Source organism: Silvimonas terrae (assembly GCF_014202765.1).
GTDB classification, from domain to species: Bacteria; Pseudomonadota; Gammaproteobacteria; order Burkholderiales; family Chitinibacteraceae; genus Silvimonas; species Silvimonas terrae.
Genome location: NZ_JACHHN010000007.1, coordinates 185,209 through 203,754, shown reverse-complemented (window position 1 = coordinate 203,754; position 18,546 = coordinate 185,209). Strand labels below are relative to the sequence as shown.

16 protein-coding genes are annotated in these 18,546 nt (G+C 59.1%); 13 read left to right on the top strand and 3 right to left on the bottom strand.

The window, feature by feature from the left end:
- Positions 1 to 8 precede the first annotated feature (8 nt).
- The 7 genes from HNQ50_RS16715 to HNQ50_RS16685 all read left to right on the top strand — a co-directional run bounded on the left by HNQ50_RS16715 (position 9) and on the right by HNQ50_RS16685 (position 9,064).
- Positions 9 to 812: a carbon-nitrogen hydrolase family protein gene (locus HNQ50_RS16715; RefSeq protein ID WP_184102342.1), complete on the top strand. Its 804-nt coding sequence runs from the start codon at positions 9 to 11 to the stop codon at positions 810 to 812.
- An 84-nt stretch (positions 813 to 896) separates the two neighbouring features.
- Positions 897 to 2,336 carry a metalloprotease TldD gene (gene tldD / locus HNQ50_RS16710; protein ID WP_184102341.1) on the top strand — a complete coding sequence of 480 codons (1,440 nt, stop codon included), beginning with the start codon at positions 897 to 899 and terminating at the stop codon, positions 2,334 to 2,336.
- A gap of 133 nt (positions 2,337 to 2,469) precedes the next feature.
- Positions 2,470 to 3,939 carry an amino acid permease gene (locus HNQ50_RS16705; protein WP_184102340.1) on the top strand — a complete coding sequence of 490 codons (1,470 nt, stop codon included), beginning with the start codon at positions 2,470 to 2,472 and terminating at the stop codon, positions 3,937 to 3,939.
- Between the two features lie 165 nt (positions 3,940 to 4,104).
- The gene (locus HNQ50_RS16700) at positions 4,105 to 5,175 is read left to right on the top strand and encodes an enoyl-CoA hydratase/isomerase family protein (RefSeq protein WP_184102339.1); all 1,071 of its coding nucleotides are present in this window, start codon (positions 4,105 to 4,107) and stop codon (positions 5,173 to 5,175) included.
- A gap of 161 nt (positions 5,176 to 5,336) precedes the next feature.
- Positions 5,337 to 6,017, top strand: coding sequence for a Bax inhibitor-1/YccA family protein (locus HNQ50_RS16695; RefSeq protein WP_184102338.1), 681 nt, complete (start codon positions 5,337 to 5,339; stop codon positions 6,015 to 6,017).
- Between the two features lie 117 nt (positions 6,018 to 6,134).
- Positions 6,135 to 8,432, top strand: a complete 2,298-nt coding sequence (locus HNQ50_RS16690) for a PAS domain S-box protein (RefSeq protein ID WP_184102337.1) — start codon at positions 6,135 to 6,137, stop codon at positions 8,430 to 8,432.
- Positions 8,432 to 9,064: a response regulator transcription factor gene (locus HNQ50_RS16685; RefSeq protein ID WP_184102336.1), complete on the top strand. Its 633-nt coding sequence runs from the start codon at positions 8,432 to 8,434 to the stop codon at positions 9,062 to 9,064. The genes HNQ50_RS16690 and HNQ50_RS16685 overlap by 1 nt, the downstream gene beginning before the upstream one ends.
- 196 nt (positions 9,065 to 9,260) lie before the next feature.
- Here HNQ50_RS16685 and HNQ50_RS22390 read toward each other — a convergent pair whose 3' ends face one another.
- Complete coding sequence (locus HNQ50_RS22390; RefSeq protein WP_184102335.1) at positions 9,261 to 9,623, bottom strand: ComEA family DNA-binding protein; 363 nt, start codon at positions 9,621 to 9,623, stop codon at positions 9,261 to 9,263.
- 129 nt (positions 9,624 to 9,752) lie between these two features.
- Between HNQ50_RS22390 and hpnC the strand changes: the two genes are divergently transcribed.
- Entirely contained in the window at positions 9,753 to 10,586 is an 834-nt protein-coding gene (gene hpnC, locus HNQ50_RS16675) for a squalene synthase HpnC (protein ID WP_184102334.1), read from the top strand.
- 25 nt (positions 10,587 to 10,611) lie between these two features.
- Here hpnC and lptM read toward each other — a convergent pair whose 3' ends face one another.
- Positions 10,612 to 10,815 (bottom strand): LPS translocon maturation chaperone LptM, encoded by a 204-nt coding sequence (gene lptM / locus HNQ50_RS16670; protein ID WP_221303225.1) that lies wholly within the window; start codon positions 10,813 to 10,815, stop codon positions 10,612 to 10,614.
- Between the two features lie 52 nt (positions 10,816 to 10,867).
- Between lptM and cyaY the strand changes: the two genes are divergently transcribed.
- Both cyaY and HNQ50_RS16660 read left to right on the top strand, forming a co-directional pair.
- A complete protein-coding gene (gene cyaY / locus HNQ50_RS16665) occupies positions 10,868 to 11,185 on the top strand; it encodes an iron donor protein CyaY (protein ID WP_184102332.1) in 318 nt (105 codons plus the stop codon).
- Positions 11,186 to 11,237: 52 nt separating this feature from the next.
- Positions 11,238 to 12,701, top strand: coding sequence for a M48 family metalloprotease (locus HNQ50_RS16660; protein WP_184102331.1), 1,464 nt, complete (start codon positions 11,238 to 11,240; stop codon positions 12,699 to 12,701).
- A gap of 29 nt (positions 12,702 to 12,730) precedes the next feature.
- Here HNQ50_RS16660 and HNQ50_RS16655 read toward each other — a convergent pair whose 3' ends face one another.
- Positions 12,731 to 13,174 carry a DUF1841 family protein gene (locus HNQ50_RS16655; RefSeq protein ID WP_184102330.1) on the bottom strand — a complete coding sequence of 148 codons (444 nt, stop codon included), beginning with the start codon at positions 13,172 to 13,174 and terminating at the stop codon, positions 12,731 to 12,733.
- Positions 13,175 to 13,282: 108 nt separating this feature from the next.
- Between HNQ50_RS16655 and HNQ50_RS16650 the strand changes: the two genes are divergently transcribed.
- The 3 genes from HNQ50_RS16650 (at position 13,283) to carB (ending at position 18,534) form a co-directional block, all read left to right on the top strand.
- Positions 13,283 to 13,765 carry a glutathione peroxidase gene (locus tag HNQ50_RS16650; RefSeq protein WP_184102329.1) on the top strand — a complete coding sequence of 161 codons (483 nt, stop codon included), beginning with the start codon at positions 13,283 to 13,285 and terminating at the stop codon, positions 13,763 to 13,765.
- Between the two features lie 299 nt (positions 13,766 to 14,064).
- Positions 14,065 to 15,189 (top strand): glutamine-hydrolyzing carbamoyl-phosphate synthase small subunit, encoded by a 1,125-nt coding sequence (gene carA / locus HNQ50_RS16645; protein ID WP_184102328.1) that lies wholly within the window; start codon positions 14,065 to 14,067, stop codon positions 15,187 to 15,189.
- Between the two features lie 123 nt (positions 15,190 to 15,312).
- Entirely contained in the window at positions 15,313 to 18,534 is a 3,222-nt protein-coding gene (gene carB, locus HNQ50_RS16640; protein WP_184102327.1) for a carbamoyl-phosphate synthase large subunit, read from the top strand.
- Positions 18,535 to 18,546: the final 12 nt, after the last annotated feature.

Below are 18,546 nucleotides of genomic sequence, written 5' to 3'. Positions count from 1 at the left end.
ACAATCTGATGCAAACCGTCGTTGCTGCCGCCGTACAGATGATCTCCACCCCCGTGGTCAAGGACAACCTGGCCACGGCTGGCCAGTTGATTGCACAGGCCGCAGCCGAAGGCGCAAAGCTGATTGCCGTGCCGGAGTACTTTGCCATCATGGGGCACGACCCGCGTGACAAGATTGCGGTGCGGGAACAGCCGGGTAGTGGCCCCATTCAGGACTTTCTGGCGCAAACCGCCGCCAGGCACGGCATCTGGCTGATCGGTGGCACGGCGCCGCTGGTGGCCTCCGTCCCGGATAAAGTGCGCAATAGCACGCTGGTGTACGACCCCAATGGCAAGCTCGTTGCCCGGTACGACAAGATTCATCTGTTTGGCTTTACCAATGGCGACGAACACTTTGCCGAGGCCGAAACCATTGAGCCCGGCGACAAGGTCACCACCTTTGCCACGCCGTTTGGCCGCGTTGGACTCTCTATCTGCTATGACCTGCGTTTCCCCGAGCTTTTCCGTGCCCCGGGTGAGGTTGATTTCTGGTTCTTGCCATCCGCTTTTACCGCCACCACCGGCAAGGCGCATTGGGAGCCATTGATTCGGGCCCGCGCCATTGAAAATCAGTGTTATTTCATCGCCCCCGGCCAGGGCGGCATGCACCCGACCGGCCGGGAGACGCACGGTCACAGCATGATTGTGGACCCATGGGGCCAGATTCTGGCCCAGCGGGAAAACGGTAATGGCGTGGTGGTTGCGGAGCTTAAAGCCAGCCAGCAAGAACGCGTGCGCAAGATTCTGCCGGCGCTGCAACACCGTATCCTGTAGGGTGGGTCTGGCGCTGTACTTGTCAAACCCCCTCCCCGGTGGCATGTTCCACCCATAATCCGATATTTACCGAGCACAAACGGCATGAGCCTTCTGCAAACCGCACAGTCCACCCTGCTTGCCCCGTACAGTCTGGATGAACAGCAGCTTGATCGCGTGTTCTCCGAACTGATGCAGCATGATCTCGATTATGCCGATCTGTATTTTCAGAGTACCCGCTCAGAGGGCTGGAGCCTGGATGAAGGCATCGTCAAATCCGGTAGTTTTTCTATCGACCAGGGCGTGGGTGTGCGGGTGGTGTCCGGCGAGAAAACCGCCTTTGCGTATTCAGATGAAATCGGGTTTGCGCCACTGATTGAGGCCGCCCGAGCCACCCGCGCCATTGGTCGCCAGGGCGGCACCGGTACAGCGGCGCTGGTCAAGAATGGCACCGGGCACGCGCTGTATCGTCCGGTTGATCCGCTGGCCAGCCTGGATGAAGGCGCCAAGGTGGCACTGCTGGAAAAACTGGAACGCGCCGCCCGTGCTGCAGACAAGCGCGTGGTGCAGGTTATGGCTAGCCTGGCGTCTGAATACGATGTGATCTACATCGCCCGGCACGATGGTCACCGCGCGGCGGACGTGCGCCCGCTGGTGCGTCTCTCGCTCAATGTGATCGTGGAAGAAAACGGTCATCGGGAACAAGGCAGCGCTGGCGGTGGCGGTCGTTTCGATTACAGCTATTTCACGGACGCCGTGGTTGAACAGTACGCCCGTATTGCCGTGGCACAAGCCGTGCTCAACCTGTCCGCCCGGCCGGCGCCGGCTGGCGAAATGACGGTGGTGCTGGGCAATGGCTGGCCAGGCATTTTGCTGCACGAGGCCATCGGCCATGGCCTGGAAGGCGATTTCAACCGTAAGGGTAGCTCTGCATTCTCTGGCCGGCTGGGCGAGCGTGTCGCCGCGCCGGGTGTCACGGTGATTGATGACGGCACCATTGCCGATCGTCGCGGTTCGCTCAATGTCGATGACGAAGGCAACCCGACCGGCCGTACCATGCTGATCGAAGACGGTATCCTCAAGGGGTACATCCAGGACAGCTTGAACGCCCGCCTGATGAATATGCCGTTGACGGGAAATGGCCGCCGCGAGTCTTACGCGCATCTGCCCATGCCGCGCATGACCAATACCTTGATGCTGGGCGGCGACAAAGACCCGCAAGAGATTCTGGCCTCGGTCAAACGCGGGCTCTATGCCGTGAACTTTGGGGGTGGCCAGGTGGATATCACCAGCGGCAAGTTTGTGTTTTCTGCATCGGAAGCCTGGTGGGTGGAAGACGGCAAGCTGCAATATCCGGTCAAGGGCGCCACGCTGATTGGCAATGGTCCGGACGTGCTGACCCGCGTTTCCATGATCGGCAACGATATGGCACTTGACCCCGGCGTCGGTACGTGTGGCAAGGAAGGGCAGAGCGTGCCGGTCGGTGTCGGCCAGCCGACCTTGCGCATTGATGGCGGTCTGACAGTTGGCGGTACGGGTGGTTGATCGGGCGGTGACTGACCGACGGCAGGCAATCTACGGCGTAAACCCATTGTATTAACAGGTATTTACGCGACACGAAGGGCGGGATTTTGATAGAATCCCGCCCTTCGTATTTTCATATGTAATCACTCTAGGCATGAATAACAGGGTAGACACCCCGGCCGCTGCGCCCACTCTGGCGCGCAAACTCAAGGCCCGCCATCTGACCATGATCGCCATCGGCGGTTCTATTGGTACCGGGCTCTTTGTCGCTTCCGGCGCGACCATCTCTCAGGCTGGCCCCGGCGGCGCGTTGCTCGCTTACGCCCTGATCGGCTTGATGGTGTACTTTTTGATGACCAGCCTGGGCGAACTGGCAGCGTATATGCCGGTGTCCGGCTCGTTTGCCACGTATGGCGCCAATTACGTTGAAGAAGGCTTTGGCTTCGCGCTGGGCTGGAACTACTGGTACAACTGGGCCGTGACGATTGCGGTCGACCTGGTGGCCTCGCAACTGGTGATGGCGTACTGGTTCCCTGGCACGCCCGGCTGGATCTGGAGCGCGCTGTTCCTCGGCGTCATGTTCTTGCTCAATTACATCTCGGTCAAAGGTTTTGGCGAGGCAGAATACTGGTTCTCGCTGATCAAGGTGGTCACCATTGTCATCTTTATCGTGCTGGGTCTGGCGATGATCTTTGGCATCCTCAAGGGTGGCGAGACCGCGGGCTTTCATAACTTCACCATTGGCGATGGCCCGTTTGCCGGCGGCTTCTCTGCCTTGATTGGTGTGGCGATGGTGGTCGGGTTCTCTTTCCAGGGGACGGAGCTGATTGGCGTCGCCGCCGGAGAGTCTGAAGACCCGGCGAAGAATATTCCCCGCGCGGTCCGGCAAGTGTTCTGGCGCATTTTGCTGTTCTACGTGTGTGCCATTTTCATTGTCAGCATGCTGATTCCGTACACCGATCCGGCGTTGTTGAAGAACGACGTGGGTGATATCGCGGTCAGCCCGTTCACCCTGGTGTTCAAACACGCAGGTCTGGCGTTTGCCGCTGCGGTCATGAACGCCGTGATTCTGACCGCAGTGCTCTCGGCGGGTAACTCTGGCATGTATGCCTCTACCCGCATGTTGTACACCCTGGCCAGCGAAGGCAAAGCACCGAGGGTGTTTGCAAAGCTCTCCGCCAATGGCGTACCACGCAATGCGCTCTATGCCACCACCATTGTCGGCGCACTGTGTTTTCTGAGCTCCATGTTCGGCAAGCAAGAAGTCTATCTGTGGCTACTCAACACCTCCGGCATGACGGGTTTCATTGCCTGGCTGGGTATTGCCCTAAGCCACTACCGCTTTCGCAAGGGTTATGTTGCGCAAGGGCGTGATCTGAACGCGCTGCCGTATCGCTCCGGGTTTTTCCCGTGGGGGCCGGTGTTTGCCTTTGTGCTGTGCCTGATCATTACCCTGGGCCAGAACTACCAGGCCTTCCTGAAAGACCAGATTGACTGGGTGGGTGTGGCCGCCACGTATATTGGTCTGCCGGTGTTCTTTGTCATCTGGGGCGGTTACCGTCTGGCGCGCAAGAGCCGTTTTGTTTCCTATGCCGAGATGAAATTCCCGCAGCGTGATCAATGAGGCGTGAACACCTCTGCAATGCAGCAAAAACGGCGCTTCGAGCGCCGTTTTGTTTGGCTGCGGTCCGCATGAAACGCGGCGCTGAGTGACAACCCGTATGCACCACCCGCCCGGCAGACGGTAAGCTCAGGGCTTCAGCCTATGGTGTATTGCTCGAGAATCCGCATGGTTCGTTTCCAGTTTCTGCCCACCCGCAACGGCACCCGTATTGCCGAAATCCTGCTTGATACCCCCGGTACGCTCAACGCCCAGAACCTTGCCATGGTGCGGGAGATGCAAACGCAGTTAGACCTGTGGCGGGAAGACCCCTCCGTGGTGGCCGTCCTGGTGCGTGGGGTAGGGGAGAAAGCCTTTTGCGCGGGCGGTGATATCAAGGCGCTGTATTACGCCATGACCGAGCCGGGCCGGATTGGCGAAGCGGATGACTTCTTTGCAGAGGAATACGCGCTGTGCCGCGATCTGCATCGCTACCCCAAGCCCGTACTGGCGTGGGGCAACGGCGTGATCATGGGCGGTGGCTGGGGGCTGCTGGCCGGTTCCAGTCATCGCGTGGTGACAGAAACCAGCCTGTTGGCGATGCCGGAGATCGGTATTGGCTTGTTCCCCGATGTGGGCGCCAGTGACTGGCTCGGCCGGCTCAAGCAGCACGTGGGGCGTTTTCTGTTCTTGACCGCATCACGCCTGAATGCCACGGATGCGCTGGCGGCGGGCGCGGCAGACTGGGCACTTCCGGCAGACGCATTTGATGCGGTACTGGCCGGGTTGAATGAGTTGCCCTGGACCGGGCACGGGCAGACTGATGCCCAGATGCTCTCCCAACTTTTGTCCGCGTTCTCCAGCGCCATGCCGTGCCCGTTGCCGCCAGCGCAATGGGAGCCCGTCGCGGACCTTGTCGAAACACTGGTGGCGGGTGAGGACTTGCTGCAGATCATTGGGCGTATTGCGGCGTGCCGGACGGATAGCGCCTGGTTGCAGCAAGCGCAGCAGCAGATGGCGACGGGCTCGCCCAACTCCATCGTGTTGAGCTGGACGCTCGCCCAGCGTGCTCACGACATGGATTACGATGCCATTGTAGCGATGGAAATCCTGGCCGCCCGGCACAGTGTGCGGCATGGCGACTTTCGTGAGGGGGTGCGTGCCCGTTTGATTGATCGCGACAATACGCCGCGCTGGGCGCATGCCTCGGTAGCGCAAGCGCTGAAAAGCGGTGTGGCGCGCTGGTTTGATCCGGTTTGAAGCTTGCCAGCGCTGAGGGCGCGTGGTTTGATGTGGCTTGATTAGTTGATTCGGGCAAAAAGTAACAAGTCACTTGAAACTTTTACGGTATCCCGTCATCTTAATCACAGCGAGTCAACCGCTCGTATTGAAATATCGATCAGAATATGGAGAAGCACACTATGGATTACACCACCGCCCAATACGGCGGCGCGGCAGTCGCCGTCGAACGCAACAAGGTGTTGCGTAACACCTATTTCCTGCTGGCCCTGAGCATGCTGCCCACTGCCGCTGGTGCGTTGCTGGGTATTTCCATGCAGTTCGCCATGAGCCCGATGTTTGGCGCCATCGTCTTCCTGGGCGTGAGCTTCGGGATGTTCTTTGCCATCGAAAAAACCAAGAACAGCGCCATGGGCGTTGTGCTGTTGCTGGCCTATACCGGCTTCATGGGTCTGTGGCTGTCACAAATCCTGCAAGTAGCCCTGCGCTTTGCCAATGGCCCGGCCATGATTGGCACGGCCGCAATTGGTACGGCTGCCATCTTCTTTACGCTGGCAGGGATCGCCACCGTGACGAAAAAAGACTTTTCGTTCATGGGCAAGTTCCTGTTCGTGGGTCTGGTTGTGCTGATTCTGGCTTCGCTGGCTAATCTGTTCTTCCAGATTCCGGCCATTTCGCTGGCCGTATCTGCCATCGCCATCATGATTTTCTCGGCCTACATCCTGATGGATGTGAGCCGCATCGTGAACGGTGGTGAAACCAACTACGTCACCGCCACGCTGCAGTTGTACCTGAACGTGTACAACATCTTCATCAGCCTGTTGAACATTCTGATGGCACTGTCCGGCAATAACCGCAACTAACGCGGCGACCGGCAGGTATACAAAAACGCCACCGCAAGGTGGCGTTTTTGTTTTGTCCGCGCCGCAGAGGAAAAGTCTTTATAAGGCAAAACTGAGAATACCTGGTATCCTTCGCACATGCGTTTACCCCGATTTCTTCTTCCCTGGCATGCCATGCTGCCGTGGCTGGTGGCTCACCTTGCCATTGGTCTGGTGCTGGTGGCGCTGGCTGGTTATACCTGGCTGGATCAACGCCAGACGGAAACCGCGCGCGATATGACCATGGCGCAGGATTTGCTCTGGCAAGAGCAGGGTTTGCGTCTGCATTTGCAGACCAATCAGAACGTCATGGAAAACCTGGCCTACAGCCTGGCGGCCAATGCCATTGACGATACCGATTTCAACGCGCGCGCCGACGCGCTGATGAAAGACAATCCGGAAATGCAGTCGCTGGAGTTCCTGGACGCCACCGGCCACCGCATGGGCGGTCTGCCCGTCTATAGCTCGCGCCCCAGCAGTCTTGTGCCGCTGGATGACCCGCAAGTGCAAGAAGCCATTGATGGTGCCGCCACGCTGGGCTACGCCGTTTACAGCAATGTAATCATTCGCGAGGCCCCGGTGATTGTGCTGGCGGTGCCGTACTACCACGCCTCTGTGTATGGCGGGATTGTGCTGGCGGCGTATTCCTTGCCGGAACTGTTACGCTTGCGGATTCCCTGGTGGATGATCCAGCGCTATGACCTGGCACTGCTGGATGATCAAGGTCATGTGGTCGCGCCGCTTGATGCCACGGTCATGCCCGGTTCGCAACTGACGCGTACCGTTGGGGTAGACCCGTTGGGTCATGAACTCAAATTGCGCGCCAGTGTGCGCGACAACCCCAAAGCCAGTAGCCAGACCTGGCTTCTGGGTGCGGTGTTCCTGCTGCTGACCCTGTTGTGGTGGATGCTGGCCATGCTGCGCCGGCGCATGCTGGAACGCCAGGCGGCAGAAGTAGCCCTGCGGGATGAAATGGGTTTTCGCTCGGCCATGGAAGACTCGCTTACCACGGGTTTGCGCGCCATGGATCGGGATGGCCGCATCATTTATGTGAATCCTGCGTTTTGCCAGATGGTGGGCTGGAGTGCGTCCGAGTTGCTGGGCCATATTCCGCCCTTGCCATACTGGCCGCCGGAAGAACTGGAAAACTGTGCCGCCGCTTACCGCGCCATTCTGGAAGGGCAGACCCCGCAGAATGGCTATCAACTGCGCTTTATGCGGCGCAATGGTGAACGCTTTGACGTGCGCTTGTATTCATCCCGCCTTGTCGATGGGCGCGGTGAATATCGCGGCTGGATGGCCTCGCTCTACGACGTCACCGAAATCCGCAAGGAGCGGGAAGCGCTGGCGGCCTCGCGCAAACAATTGCTGACGGTGCTGGAAGGGCTGGAAGCCGCTGTGTCAGTGACGGACGAGCAAAGCGGTCAGTTGCTTTATCGCAACCGCCATCACGATGATCTATTCCCGCTGCGGGACGAAGCCCCATGCTGCCTGGTGCCACTGATTGAACACCACACCCTGGCCGTGGAAACCCGCGATCCGGTAACGGGGCGCTGGTATCACGTACAGCGCCGGCGCATCGAGTGGGTGGATCGTCGTCAGGTCTGGCTGGATATCGTGGCCGATGTGACCGAGGTGCGCCAATACGCCGAAGACATGCGCTTGCAGTCTGAAAAACTGCAACACACCGCACGGTTGATCAGTATGGGTGAACTGGCCTCCAGCCTGGCGCATGAACTCAATCAGCCGCTGGCGGCCATCAGCAGTTATTCCGCTGCCGCCGAAGACATGCTCAACGCGCCCACACCCATGCTGGAAAAAGCGGCCGACGTGCTCGCCCGCATTGGCGGACAGGCGCGCCGCGCCGGACAGATTATTCGTGGTATCCGCGATTTTGCCGCCAAGCGCGCGCCCCGGCGCGAGAACTGTGATCTGGCGGATTTGCTGTCCGTGCCCATCCAGTTGCTAGAGCCTGTGGTGCGCAAGACGCAGTCCAGAGTGATTGTCGAGCTGCCGGATAACCTGCCCATCTTTCAAGGCGACAGCGTCATGCTGGAACAGGTATTGTTCAACCTGTTAAAGAACGGCATTGAGGCGATGGCAGCGGCAGAGCTGGAGGCCCCGCGAGAGATCACGGTCTCTGCCAGCGCCTCTGACACCGGTCTGGAAATCATCGTCGCAGACCGCGGGCCGGGCCTGGCCGCACCAGAAGCGCTGTTCCAGCCGTTTTACAGCACCAAGCCGGACGGCCTGGGTATTGGTCTCAATATCTGCCGCTCCGTGATCGAACAACACCGTGGCCAGTTGCTGGCCGAGGCCAATCCGGGCGGTGGCACCCGCTTTATCTGCCGCCTGCCGCTCACCATCAGTACCGCAGTGACCGAGGAAACCGAATAATGCGACCGATTGCCATCATCGACGACGATATCGCCGTAAGAGATGCGTTGACCCTGCTGTTTGAAACCCGCAGCTGGCCTGCCATTGCATTTGAGTCCGCCGAGAGCTTTCTCTCTGAAGCCGGCCCTGCCGATTTCAGTTGCATGGTGCTGGATGTCCGCATGACGGGTATGAGCGGGCTGGAACTCTTCAACAAGATCAAAACCGCAGAATACCTGCCGCCGGTGATTTTCCTGACCGGTCACGGCGACGTGGCCATGGCCGTGGCCGCCGTCAAGGAAGGCGCGACCGATTTCCTGGAAAAGCCCTGCGACAACCGCGTGCTGGTCAGCAAAATCCAGGCCTATCTGGAACAGGACGAAACCTTGCGCGGCGAATGGGAAGCGCGCCAGTCACTGTCTGACCAGCTTGACGCCCTGACCCCGCGTGAACGGGAAGTGCTGCGCGAACTGCTGGCGGGCAAGCTCAACAAACAGATTGCTGACGCCCTGGCCATCAGTATCAAGACGGTGGAAGTGCACCGCGCCCGCATCTACACCAAGCTGCATGTGCGCTCTGCCGTGGAACTGGCTGCGCTGTTGAAGGATGTGCCGCTGACAGCCATTAGCGGCAGAGAGCCCTCCGCGCACTGAGGTATTCTCGGGCCGTAGCCTGAATGAAGCGGAGCGGGCATCCGGGGTGACAATGTGTGCCAGGGCCGGGTTCTTTTCCGGCATCGCCACCCCGGATTCCCGCCTGTTGCTTCATCCGGGCTACAACGTGGCGGTGGGAGCACCCAAAAAAAGACCTGCAATTTGCAGGTCTTTTTTTTGATCGGGTCGAGCTTGATCAGGAAGAAGCCTTGGTCTTGGGTGGCTTGGTCGGCTTGGTGGTCGGCGGTTTTTCGGAACCCGCCGGCGCTTTGGCGCCAACCGGGACAGGCGTCGGGGTCATGGTGGCGCCGCTGATTGCGATATCACCCTTGATCTTGTTGTAGGTGCCTTCCTTGATCCCGGCGACTTTCATGATATCTTCCGGGGTCTTGAATGGACCGTTTTGGGTCCGGTAATCAATGATGGCCTTGGCCTTGGAAGGACCAATTCCCTTGATGGTTTCCAGTTGTTCCAGCGTGGCGGTATTGATGTTTACCGCAGCGAGGGCGGAACCCATGATCAAGAACAGGCTCAGTAGTGCGACTAACCATTTTTTCATTGGAACACTCCTTATGGTTGATGACGGAGAGAAGAACTGGTTACCGTCCAAGTTTTAGCACATGGTGGCGCAACATGCTGACCGTATGCTGCATGAACCGTTAGTCACTTGTCAGCCTCAAGCAGGGTTATGTTTGATTTAACACCAAACCAGTCCGTAGAGCACTACGAAAATTTTCCGGTGGGATCGATCCTGCTGCCCCGGCGTTACCGCAAGGCGGTTGCCAGCATCTACCACTTTGCGCGCCACGCTGACGATATTGCCGATGAAGGTGATGCCACGCCGGCCGAACGCCTGGCCGCGCTGGCCGCGTGCCGCGAAGAGCTGGCGCGCATTGAGGCCGGCCAGGCACCGCTGACCGCACGCTATCAGGCACTGGCACACACGGTTCGCCAATACGGGGTGCCGCTTTCCTTGTGTGGCGATTTGTTGACGGCGTTTGAGCAAGACGTGGTCAAAACCCGCTATGCCGATTTTGGTGAAGTGGTGCAGTACTGCCGGCATTCTGCCAACCCGGTCGGACGCATTTTATTGCATATCTTTGGCGCGGCGACTGACGTCAATCTGGCCCAGTCGGATGGCATTTGCACTGCGCTGCAACTGATCAATTTCTGGCAAGACGTGGCCGTGGACTGGCAAAAAGACCGGGTCTACATTCCGCAGGCCGATCTGGAACGCTTTGGCGTGAGCGAGTCCGCCATTGCCCAGGGCCAGGTGAATGCCGCCTTCAAGCGCCTGATGGCGTTTCAGGTGGATCGTACCCAGCGCATGCTCAAGGGCGGCGCACCACTGGCAGTGACTTTGCCGGGGCGTATTGGTCTTGAATTGCGCCTGACCGTACTGGGCGGCGACGCCATTCTGGAAAAGCTCAAGCAGGTGGAGTACGACATGTTTGCGCACCGGCCCAAGCTGGGGCCGGCAGACTGGCCGCGCCTCTTGTGGCGGGCCTTGCGCAAAAAATAAGCCAACCGCCGCGCGGGCGGCGGGCTTATTCGTCGATCAGATTATCCAGGGTGATAGGGTCGCTGGCGTCATCCGCTTTGGGGGCGCTGGCGGTAGCACTTGCCGTCGCCGGTTTGCTGGCGGTGGCCGCGCGGGGCGTGCTTTGGGGTTTTTTGGGCAGGTACAGCGGACCCTTGAAGCCGCAGGCGGCCAAGGAAACCAGCGCAAGACATGCTAACAGTGCGCGCATGAGAAGGGGCTTTGGTGGCAAAATCGCGATATTACCATGCTCGAAGAACACCATGACCGAAACCGAATTTCTGAATGTGTCCGATGCCATCCTGGAGCGCATTGAAGCCGCGTGTGACGATGCCTCTGCCGACATTGACCCGCACCGCCAGGGCAATGTGCTGGAACTGGAGTTTGAAGACGGCAGCAAGATCATCGTGAACCGGCATGCCGCCAACCAGGAGCTGTGGATTGCCGCCAAACACGGCGGTTTCCACTATCGCCTGCAAGACGGTCAATGGCGCAGCACCCGGGAAGAGGGTGAGTTCTTTGCCGATCTGGCGCACGCCATCACCCTGCACGGTGGCGAGCCATTCCAGTTTGCCGGCTAATCCGTAAAAAAGCGGCTTTTGCCGCGCTGCGCGCCCTGCTAGCCTTGTCCGCATGATCATACTTCGCAATCGTCTGCTGGCGCTGTTGCTGGGCGCAGCGCTGGCGCTACCCGCGCATGCCGACAACGACGATCTTCCCAACCTGGGCGAAGACTCTCGCCAGGCGATGACGCCTGCGCAGGAGCACCAGGTGGGCGAGTCGGCCATGCTGGAAATCCGCCGCAGCGGCGACATGCTGCAAGACCCCGAGCTGGTGGGTTATATCAACCAGTTAGGCGGGCGGCTGGTGCAGGCCAACGGCACAGCCATCCCGTTTACCTTTTTTGTGATCCGGGATGGTGAAGTCAACGCCTTTGCACTGCCGGGCGGCTTTGTTGGGGTATATAGCGGTTTGATTGCGACAACCCAGCACGAGTCCGAACTGGCAGCCGTGATGGCGCACGAAATCTCGCACGTCACCCAGCATCACCTGGCCCGCATGATTGACGCTCAGCGCATGGCGCCCTGGGTGACCATGGCGGCGCTGGGGCTGGCGATTCTGGCGGCGCACGGCGGCAATGGCGATATTGGCATGGCCGCAGCGGCGGCGACGTCAGGCTATTTTATTCAGCGGCAACTGGATTTCACCTACGCCTATGAACAAGAGGCGGATCGGGTAGGGATGCGCACGCTGATTGCGTCGGGATTCGACCCGTATGCCATGCCCATCTTTTTTGGCCGTCTGCAAAAAGCCAATCGCTTGATGGAAGGCAACGCACCCGAGTTTCTGCGAACGCACCCGGTGACATACAAGCGGATTTCCGATGCGGAAGAACGGCTGATCAACGTCCAGTTCAAGCAGATTCCGGATTCGGCAGACTATCTGTTCATGCGTGAGCGGGCCATCGTACTGCAGTCCAAAGACCTTAAGAGCACGGTGCTGCGCTATCGCTCGACGCTGGCAGACAAGCGTTACAGCAACCTGGCAGCACATCAGTATGGCCTGGCGCTGGCCCAGTATCAGGCACGGGATTTGTCAGGGGCCTGGCAAAGTCTGCAAAAGGCCAGGCAAGACTTTGGTGAAGTGGATTCGCATCCGTCACTGGAGTATCTGGCGGGGTCTATCCGGCTGGCCCAGGGGCGCTATGACGAGGCGCTCAAGCTGTTTCGGGATGCCCAGGCGCATTTTCCATCCAGCCGGACGCTCATTTATGGCGAGATTGACACCCTGATGCAGGCGCGCCGTGATGACGATGCGCTTGCGGTGGCGCAGCGTGCGGCGCTTGCATATCCGTCCGACGCCACGTTCTACCAGCGACAGGCGCAAATTTATGAAAGCCAGGGCAAGGCGCAAGCCCAGCATGTCGCGCAAGGCGAGTATTACGCCCGTTTGCTGGAGTACACTGCGGCCATCCAGCAACTGGAAATCGCCCAGCGTCAGCCGGGAGACGATTTCTATCAACTCTCCGGCATTGATGCCCGGCTGAAGGAACTCCAGCGCGTACTCAGCGACCAAAAGGACATCAAAACGCCCTGAGGGGTTTGGGCCTGGATGGGTCTGAATGTTCAGGTGGCTTGTTTCGGCAGCTTTTTGCGCAATATATCAAGGTAGATGGCCGGGTCCGGCGGCAAGTTGTAACGCTGCGCCTGCCAGAGCATCTCGCTCAGCCCTTCCATCACCAGGTGCTGGGCGTCATGTTCGTTACCCGCCACCTTGCACAATTCGCCGTACAACGCACGAATGCCGATGGGCTGGTCGATAGACAACTGTTCTTCAATGGCCAGATGCATGCTGACATGCAAGAACGGATTGGTCTCGCCGTACTCCACCGGCCAGTCCCGATCAAGGTATTCAGGGGTGAGGAACTGGTGATATTCGGGATGGCGCAGCAACACCGCTGCCGTCATCTTCTCCAGATCGGTCATGGGCTCGGAGCCATGTGCACCATGTTTACGCCAGGATTCGATCAGAAAGTGGCGCGCTTCATCGCGTGAGGGATTAAACAGCATCAGGATTCAGGCTTTTGCTTTTTGCAGTTTTCAAAAATACAGACCGGATTGTCGCCTGGCTGGGCGCAGGCGCAAAGTGATATCCGGCGAACAGTACGGAGTAACAGTATGACCCGCAGTCTTTATGAAACGCATGTCACCGACATTCTGGGCAATGATGTCGCCATGGAGCGCTATCGCGGCAAGGTGCTTTTGATTGTCAATGTGGCCAGCCGATGCGGGTTTACCCCTCAATATGAGGGCTTGCAGGCGCTTTACCAGCGCTACGCGGGCCGCGGGCTTGAGATTCTGGGGTTTCCATGTAATCAGTTCGGCGCGCAAGAGCCGGGGTCCGCGACCGAAATCCAGGATTTTTGTACCACCAGCTTTGGCGTGCAGTTCCCGCTCTTTGCCAAGATTGATGTGAACGGCTCGGCGGCCCATCCGCTGTACCAGTTCCTCAAGTCGGCCCATCCGGGGTTGCTGGGCACGGAGTCGATCAAGTGGAATTTCACCAAGTTCCTGGCCGATCGGGATGGCAATGTGGTGGAACGCTACGCGCCAACCTCCACGCCAGAGTCCCTGGCAAACGACATTGAAAAATTGCTGTAACACAAGCGCTTTGCGGCGGATGTCATTGATCGTAAAGGCTTTAGGGGTATTGTGATTGTTCATGCGGATGGGGTCTGGGGTCAGACCTAACGCATTGATCTGTTGAAGCAAAAAGCAAACCAGGGTAGAATCCGTCAAATTTTGTACAGAAAACGGGCCAGGGCAACCTGTCCCGTTTTTCTACGTCCGGGGAGCCTGAAAAGTGCCCGTGAACCCCGCCCCTACTGGCAGGGTGCGGCGGCATTTTTGTCCCCGTACCGATTCCCCTCAATTGCGGGCGCAACGCCCAGGAGCCGCCAGTGTCCAAACCTGCTTTACTTGCGCTTGCCGACGGCACCCTGTTTCACGGTACTTCCATCGGTGCTGATGGTGAAACCATCGGCGAGGTGGTTTTCAATACCGCGATGACCGGTTACCAGGAAATCCTGACCGATCCGTCTTACTGCCGCCAGATCGTTACCCTGACCTATCCGCACATCGGCAACTACGGTGTGAACCCGGAAGACGCCGAAAGCCGTGGCGTGTTCGCGGCGGGTCTGATCATTCGCGATCTGCCTCTGTTGCATTCCAATTTCCGCGCGTCGATGAGCCTTGGCGATTATCTGGTCAAGCACAACGTCGTCGCCATTGCCGATATCGATACCCGCAAGCTGACCCGTATCCTGCGGGAGAAGGGCGCGCAGCCGGGCTGTATCGTCTCTGGTGACAACATCGATGCTGCGGCAGCGGTTGAAAAGGCCAGGTCCTTCGGTTCGATGGCAGGTCAGGACCTGGCGAAAGTGGTCAGCGCCACCGAGCGCTACGAGTGGACGACCGCCGAGTGGAAACTGGGCGTGGGTTACACCGTGCAATCCAACCCCAAATTCAAGGTTGTCGCCTACGATTTCGGCGTGAAGCACAACATTCTGCGCATGCTGGCAGAGCGTGGCTGTGAGCTGACCGTGGTGCCGGCCCAAACCCCGGCCGCCGACGTGCTGGCCCTGAACCCGGACGGCGTGTTCCTCTCCAATGGCCCGGGTGATCCGGAACCGTGTGATTACGCCGTCGAAGCCATCCAGGTGTTCCTGGAAAAACGTGTTCCAACGTTCGGGATCTGCCTGGGTCATCAGTTGCTGGGTCTGGCCACCGGTGGCAAAACCAGCAAGATGAAATTTGGTCACCATGGCGCCAATCACCCGGTACAGGATCTGGATAGCGGTCACGTGATGATCACCAGCCAGAACCACGGTTTCCAGGTGGATGAAACCAGCTTGCCGGCCAATGTGCGCGTCACCCACCGTTCGCTGTTTGACGGCACGGTGCAAGGGATTGCGCTGACGGATCGTCCGGCCTTCAGCTTCCAGGGTCACCCGGAAGCCAGCCCCGGCCCGCACGACGTGGCGTACCTGTTCGACCGCTTTATTGCGCTGATGAGCGAGAAGTGAGGTATGCGGGGGAGTGGCCTTGTGCCTCTCCCGCGTGCCCGTGTTTTCTTGCCCGATAAAATTTGAATGAAGTGATGTGCGGGTGGTTTCTGCCTCGCACCTCACGCCTCACAGGCAAAGCCCATGCCCAAACGTACAGACATTAAAAGCATTCTCATCATCGGCGCTGGCCCGATCATCATCGGTCAGGCTTGCGAGTTCGATTATTCCGGCGCGCAAGCATGCAAGGCGCTGCGCGAAGAGGGTTACAAGGTCATCCTGGTCAACAGCAACCCGGCCACGATCATGACCGACCCCAATATGGCCGATGTGACGTATATCGAGCCCATTACCTGGCAAGTGGTCGAGAAAATCATCGACAAGGAACGCCCGGATGCGATCCTGCCGACCATGGGTGGCCAGACTGCGCTGAATTGCGCGCTGGACCTCTGGCGCAATGGCGTGCTGGACAAGTTCAAGGTGGAACTGATCGGTGCCACGCCAGAAGCCATCGACAAGGCCGAAGATCGCCAGAAATTCAAAGCGGCCATGGACAAGATCGGTCTGGGTTCGGCCAAGTCGGCCATTGCCCACACCCTGGAAGAGGCGCTGGCCGCACAAGCCAATCTGGGCTTCCCGGCGATTATTCGTCCGTCCTTCACCATGGGCGGCTCGGGTGGCGGTATTGCCTACAACATTCAGGAATTCATTGAAATCTGTACCCGTGGTCTGGATCTGTCCCCGACCAACGAATTGCTGATTGAAGAATCTCTGCTGGGTTGGAAAGAGTACGAAATGGAAGTGGTGCGTGACCGCGCCGACAACTGCATTATCGTCTGTTCCATTGAAAACCTGGACCCGATGGGCGTGCACACCGGCGACTCCATCACCGTTGCCCCGGCCCAGACCCTCACCGACAAGGAATACCAGATCATGCGTAACGCATCGATCGCGGTATTGCGTGAGATCGGTGTGGATACCGGCGGTTCTAACGTGCAGTTCTCGGTCAATCCGGCCGATGGCCGTCTGATTGTCATTGAGATGAACCCGCGGGTATCACGTTCCTCCGCGCTGGCTTCCAAGGCAACCGGTTTCCCGATCGCCAAGATCGCCGCCAAACTGGCCGTGGGCTACACGCTGGACGAACTGAAGAATGAAATCACCGGTGGCAAGACCCCGGCCTCGTTCGAGCCGTCCATTGACTACGTGGTCACCAAGATTCCGCGTTTTGCGTTTGAAAAATTCCCGCAGGCCAATGATCGCCTGACCACGCAGATGAAGTCGGTGGGTGAAGTGATGGCCATTGGCCGCACCCAGCAAGAATCACTGCAAAAGGCCCTGCGTGGCCTCGAAACCGGCATGTCCGGCTTTGACGAGATCACTACCGACCGCGCGAAGATCGAATCTGAAATTGCCTCGCCGGGCCCGGAACGCCTCTGGTACGTGGCCGATGCCTTCCGCGTCGGCATGAGCCTGGATGAAGTTCACAACCTCAGCAAAATCGATCCGTGGTTCCTCGTTCAGATCGAAGACCTGCTCAAGGACGAAGCGGCACTCAAGACCCGCACGCTGGAAAGCCTGACCGCGGCAGACCTGCGCAAACTCAAGCGCAAGGGTTTCTCTGATCGCCGTATTGGCACGCTGTTGGGGACCGACCAGAACGCCGTGCGCCGTGCGCGTCACGCTGCAGGCGTGCGTCCCGTGTACAAGCGTGTGGATACCTGCGCGGCCGAGTTCTCGACCAACACCGCGTATATGTATTCCAGCTATGACGAGGAATGCGAAGCCGCGCCGACCAACAACAAGAAAGTCATGGTGCTGGGCGGTGGCCCGAACCGGATCGGCCAGGGTATCGAGTTTGACTACTGTTGCGTACACGCCGCGCTGGCGCTGCGCGAAGATGGTTATGAAACCATCATGGTCAACTGCAACCCGGAAACCGTCTCGACCGATTACGATACCTCTGATCGCTTGTACTTCGAGCCGCTGACGCTGGAAGACGTGCTGGAAATCGTGGCAGTCGAAAAACCCTACGGCGTGATCGTGCAGTACGGTGGTCAAACCCCGCTGAAACTGGCGCGCGCGCTGGAAGCTAACGGTGTGCCTATCGTCGGTACCAGCCCGGACATGATTGACGCAGCGGAAGACCGTGAGCGCTTCCAGAAGCTGCTGCAAGACTTGGGTCTGCGTCAGCCGCCCAACGCCACCGCCCGCAACGAGAAAGACGCGCTGGTACTGGCCGCCAACCTCGGTTATCCGCTGGTGGTGCGTCCGTCTTACGTGCTGGGTGGCCGCGCCATGCAGATCGTGCATTCGGAAGATGACCTGACCCGCTACATGCGTGAAGCGGTGAAGGTGTCCAACGACAGCCCGGTACTGCTGGATCGCTTCCTCAATGACGCCATCGAAGTGGATGTGGACGCGCTGTCGGACGGTGAAGATGTGCTGATCGGCGGCATCATGGAACACATCGAACAAGCCGGTGTGCACTCCGGTGACTCCGCGTGTTCGCTGCCGCCGTACTCGCTCTCCAAAGAGTTGCAGGACGAACTGCGTCGTCAGACCGTGGCAATGGCCCGGGCACTGAACGTGGTGGGCCTGATGAACGTACAGTTTGCCATTCAGGGCAAGGGTGACGAGGCCAAGGTGTTCGTGTTGGAGGTGAACCCGCGTGGTTCGCGCACCGTGCCGTACGTCTCCAAGGCCACCAGCTTGCCGCTGGCCAAGATTGCTGCCCGTTGTATGGTAGGCCAGTCCCTCAAGAGCCAGGGGGTGACGGAAGAAGTGATTCCGCCGTACTACTCGGTGAAAGAGGCTGTGTTCCCGTTCGTGAAGTTCCCGGGGGTGGATACCATTCTGGGCCCGGAAATGAAGTCGACCGGTGAAGTCATGGGCGTGGGCGAGACCTTTGCCGAGGCATTCGTGAAGTCGCAACTGGCGGCCAGCATCGTGCTGCCCCAGTCGGGCAACGTGTTTATCTCGGTCAAGGACGGTGACAAGACTGTCGCCATCGAGTGCGCACGCGTGCTGGTTGATCTGGGCTTCAAGATCGTCGCGACCAAGGGCACGGCCACTGCGCTGGAAGAAGCCGGCGTAGCGGTGACACAGGTGAACAAGGTCACAGAAGGCCGCCCGCACATTGTCGACATGATTGTGAACGGCGAAATCGCCATGGTGGTCAACACCGTGGAGGAGCGTCGCCAGGCCATCCAGGATAGCTACTCGATCCGTCATGAAGCGCTCAAGGCCAAGCTGCCCGTGTACACCACGGTAGCGGGTGCCCGCGCCGCCTGCATCGGTATCCGTGATCTGGGTGAACTCAAGGTTTACGACCTGCAGGGCTTGCATCGTCAACTTAAAGCCTGATACCTTAGCGGT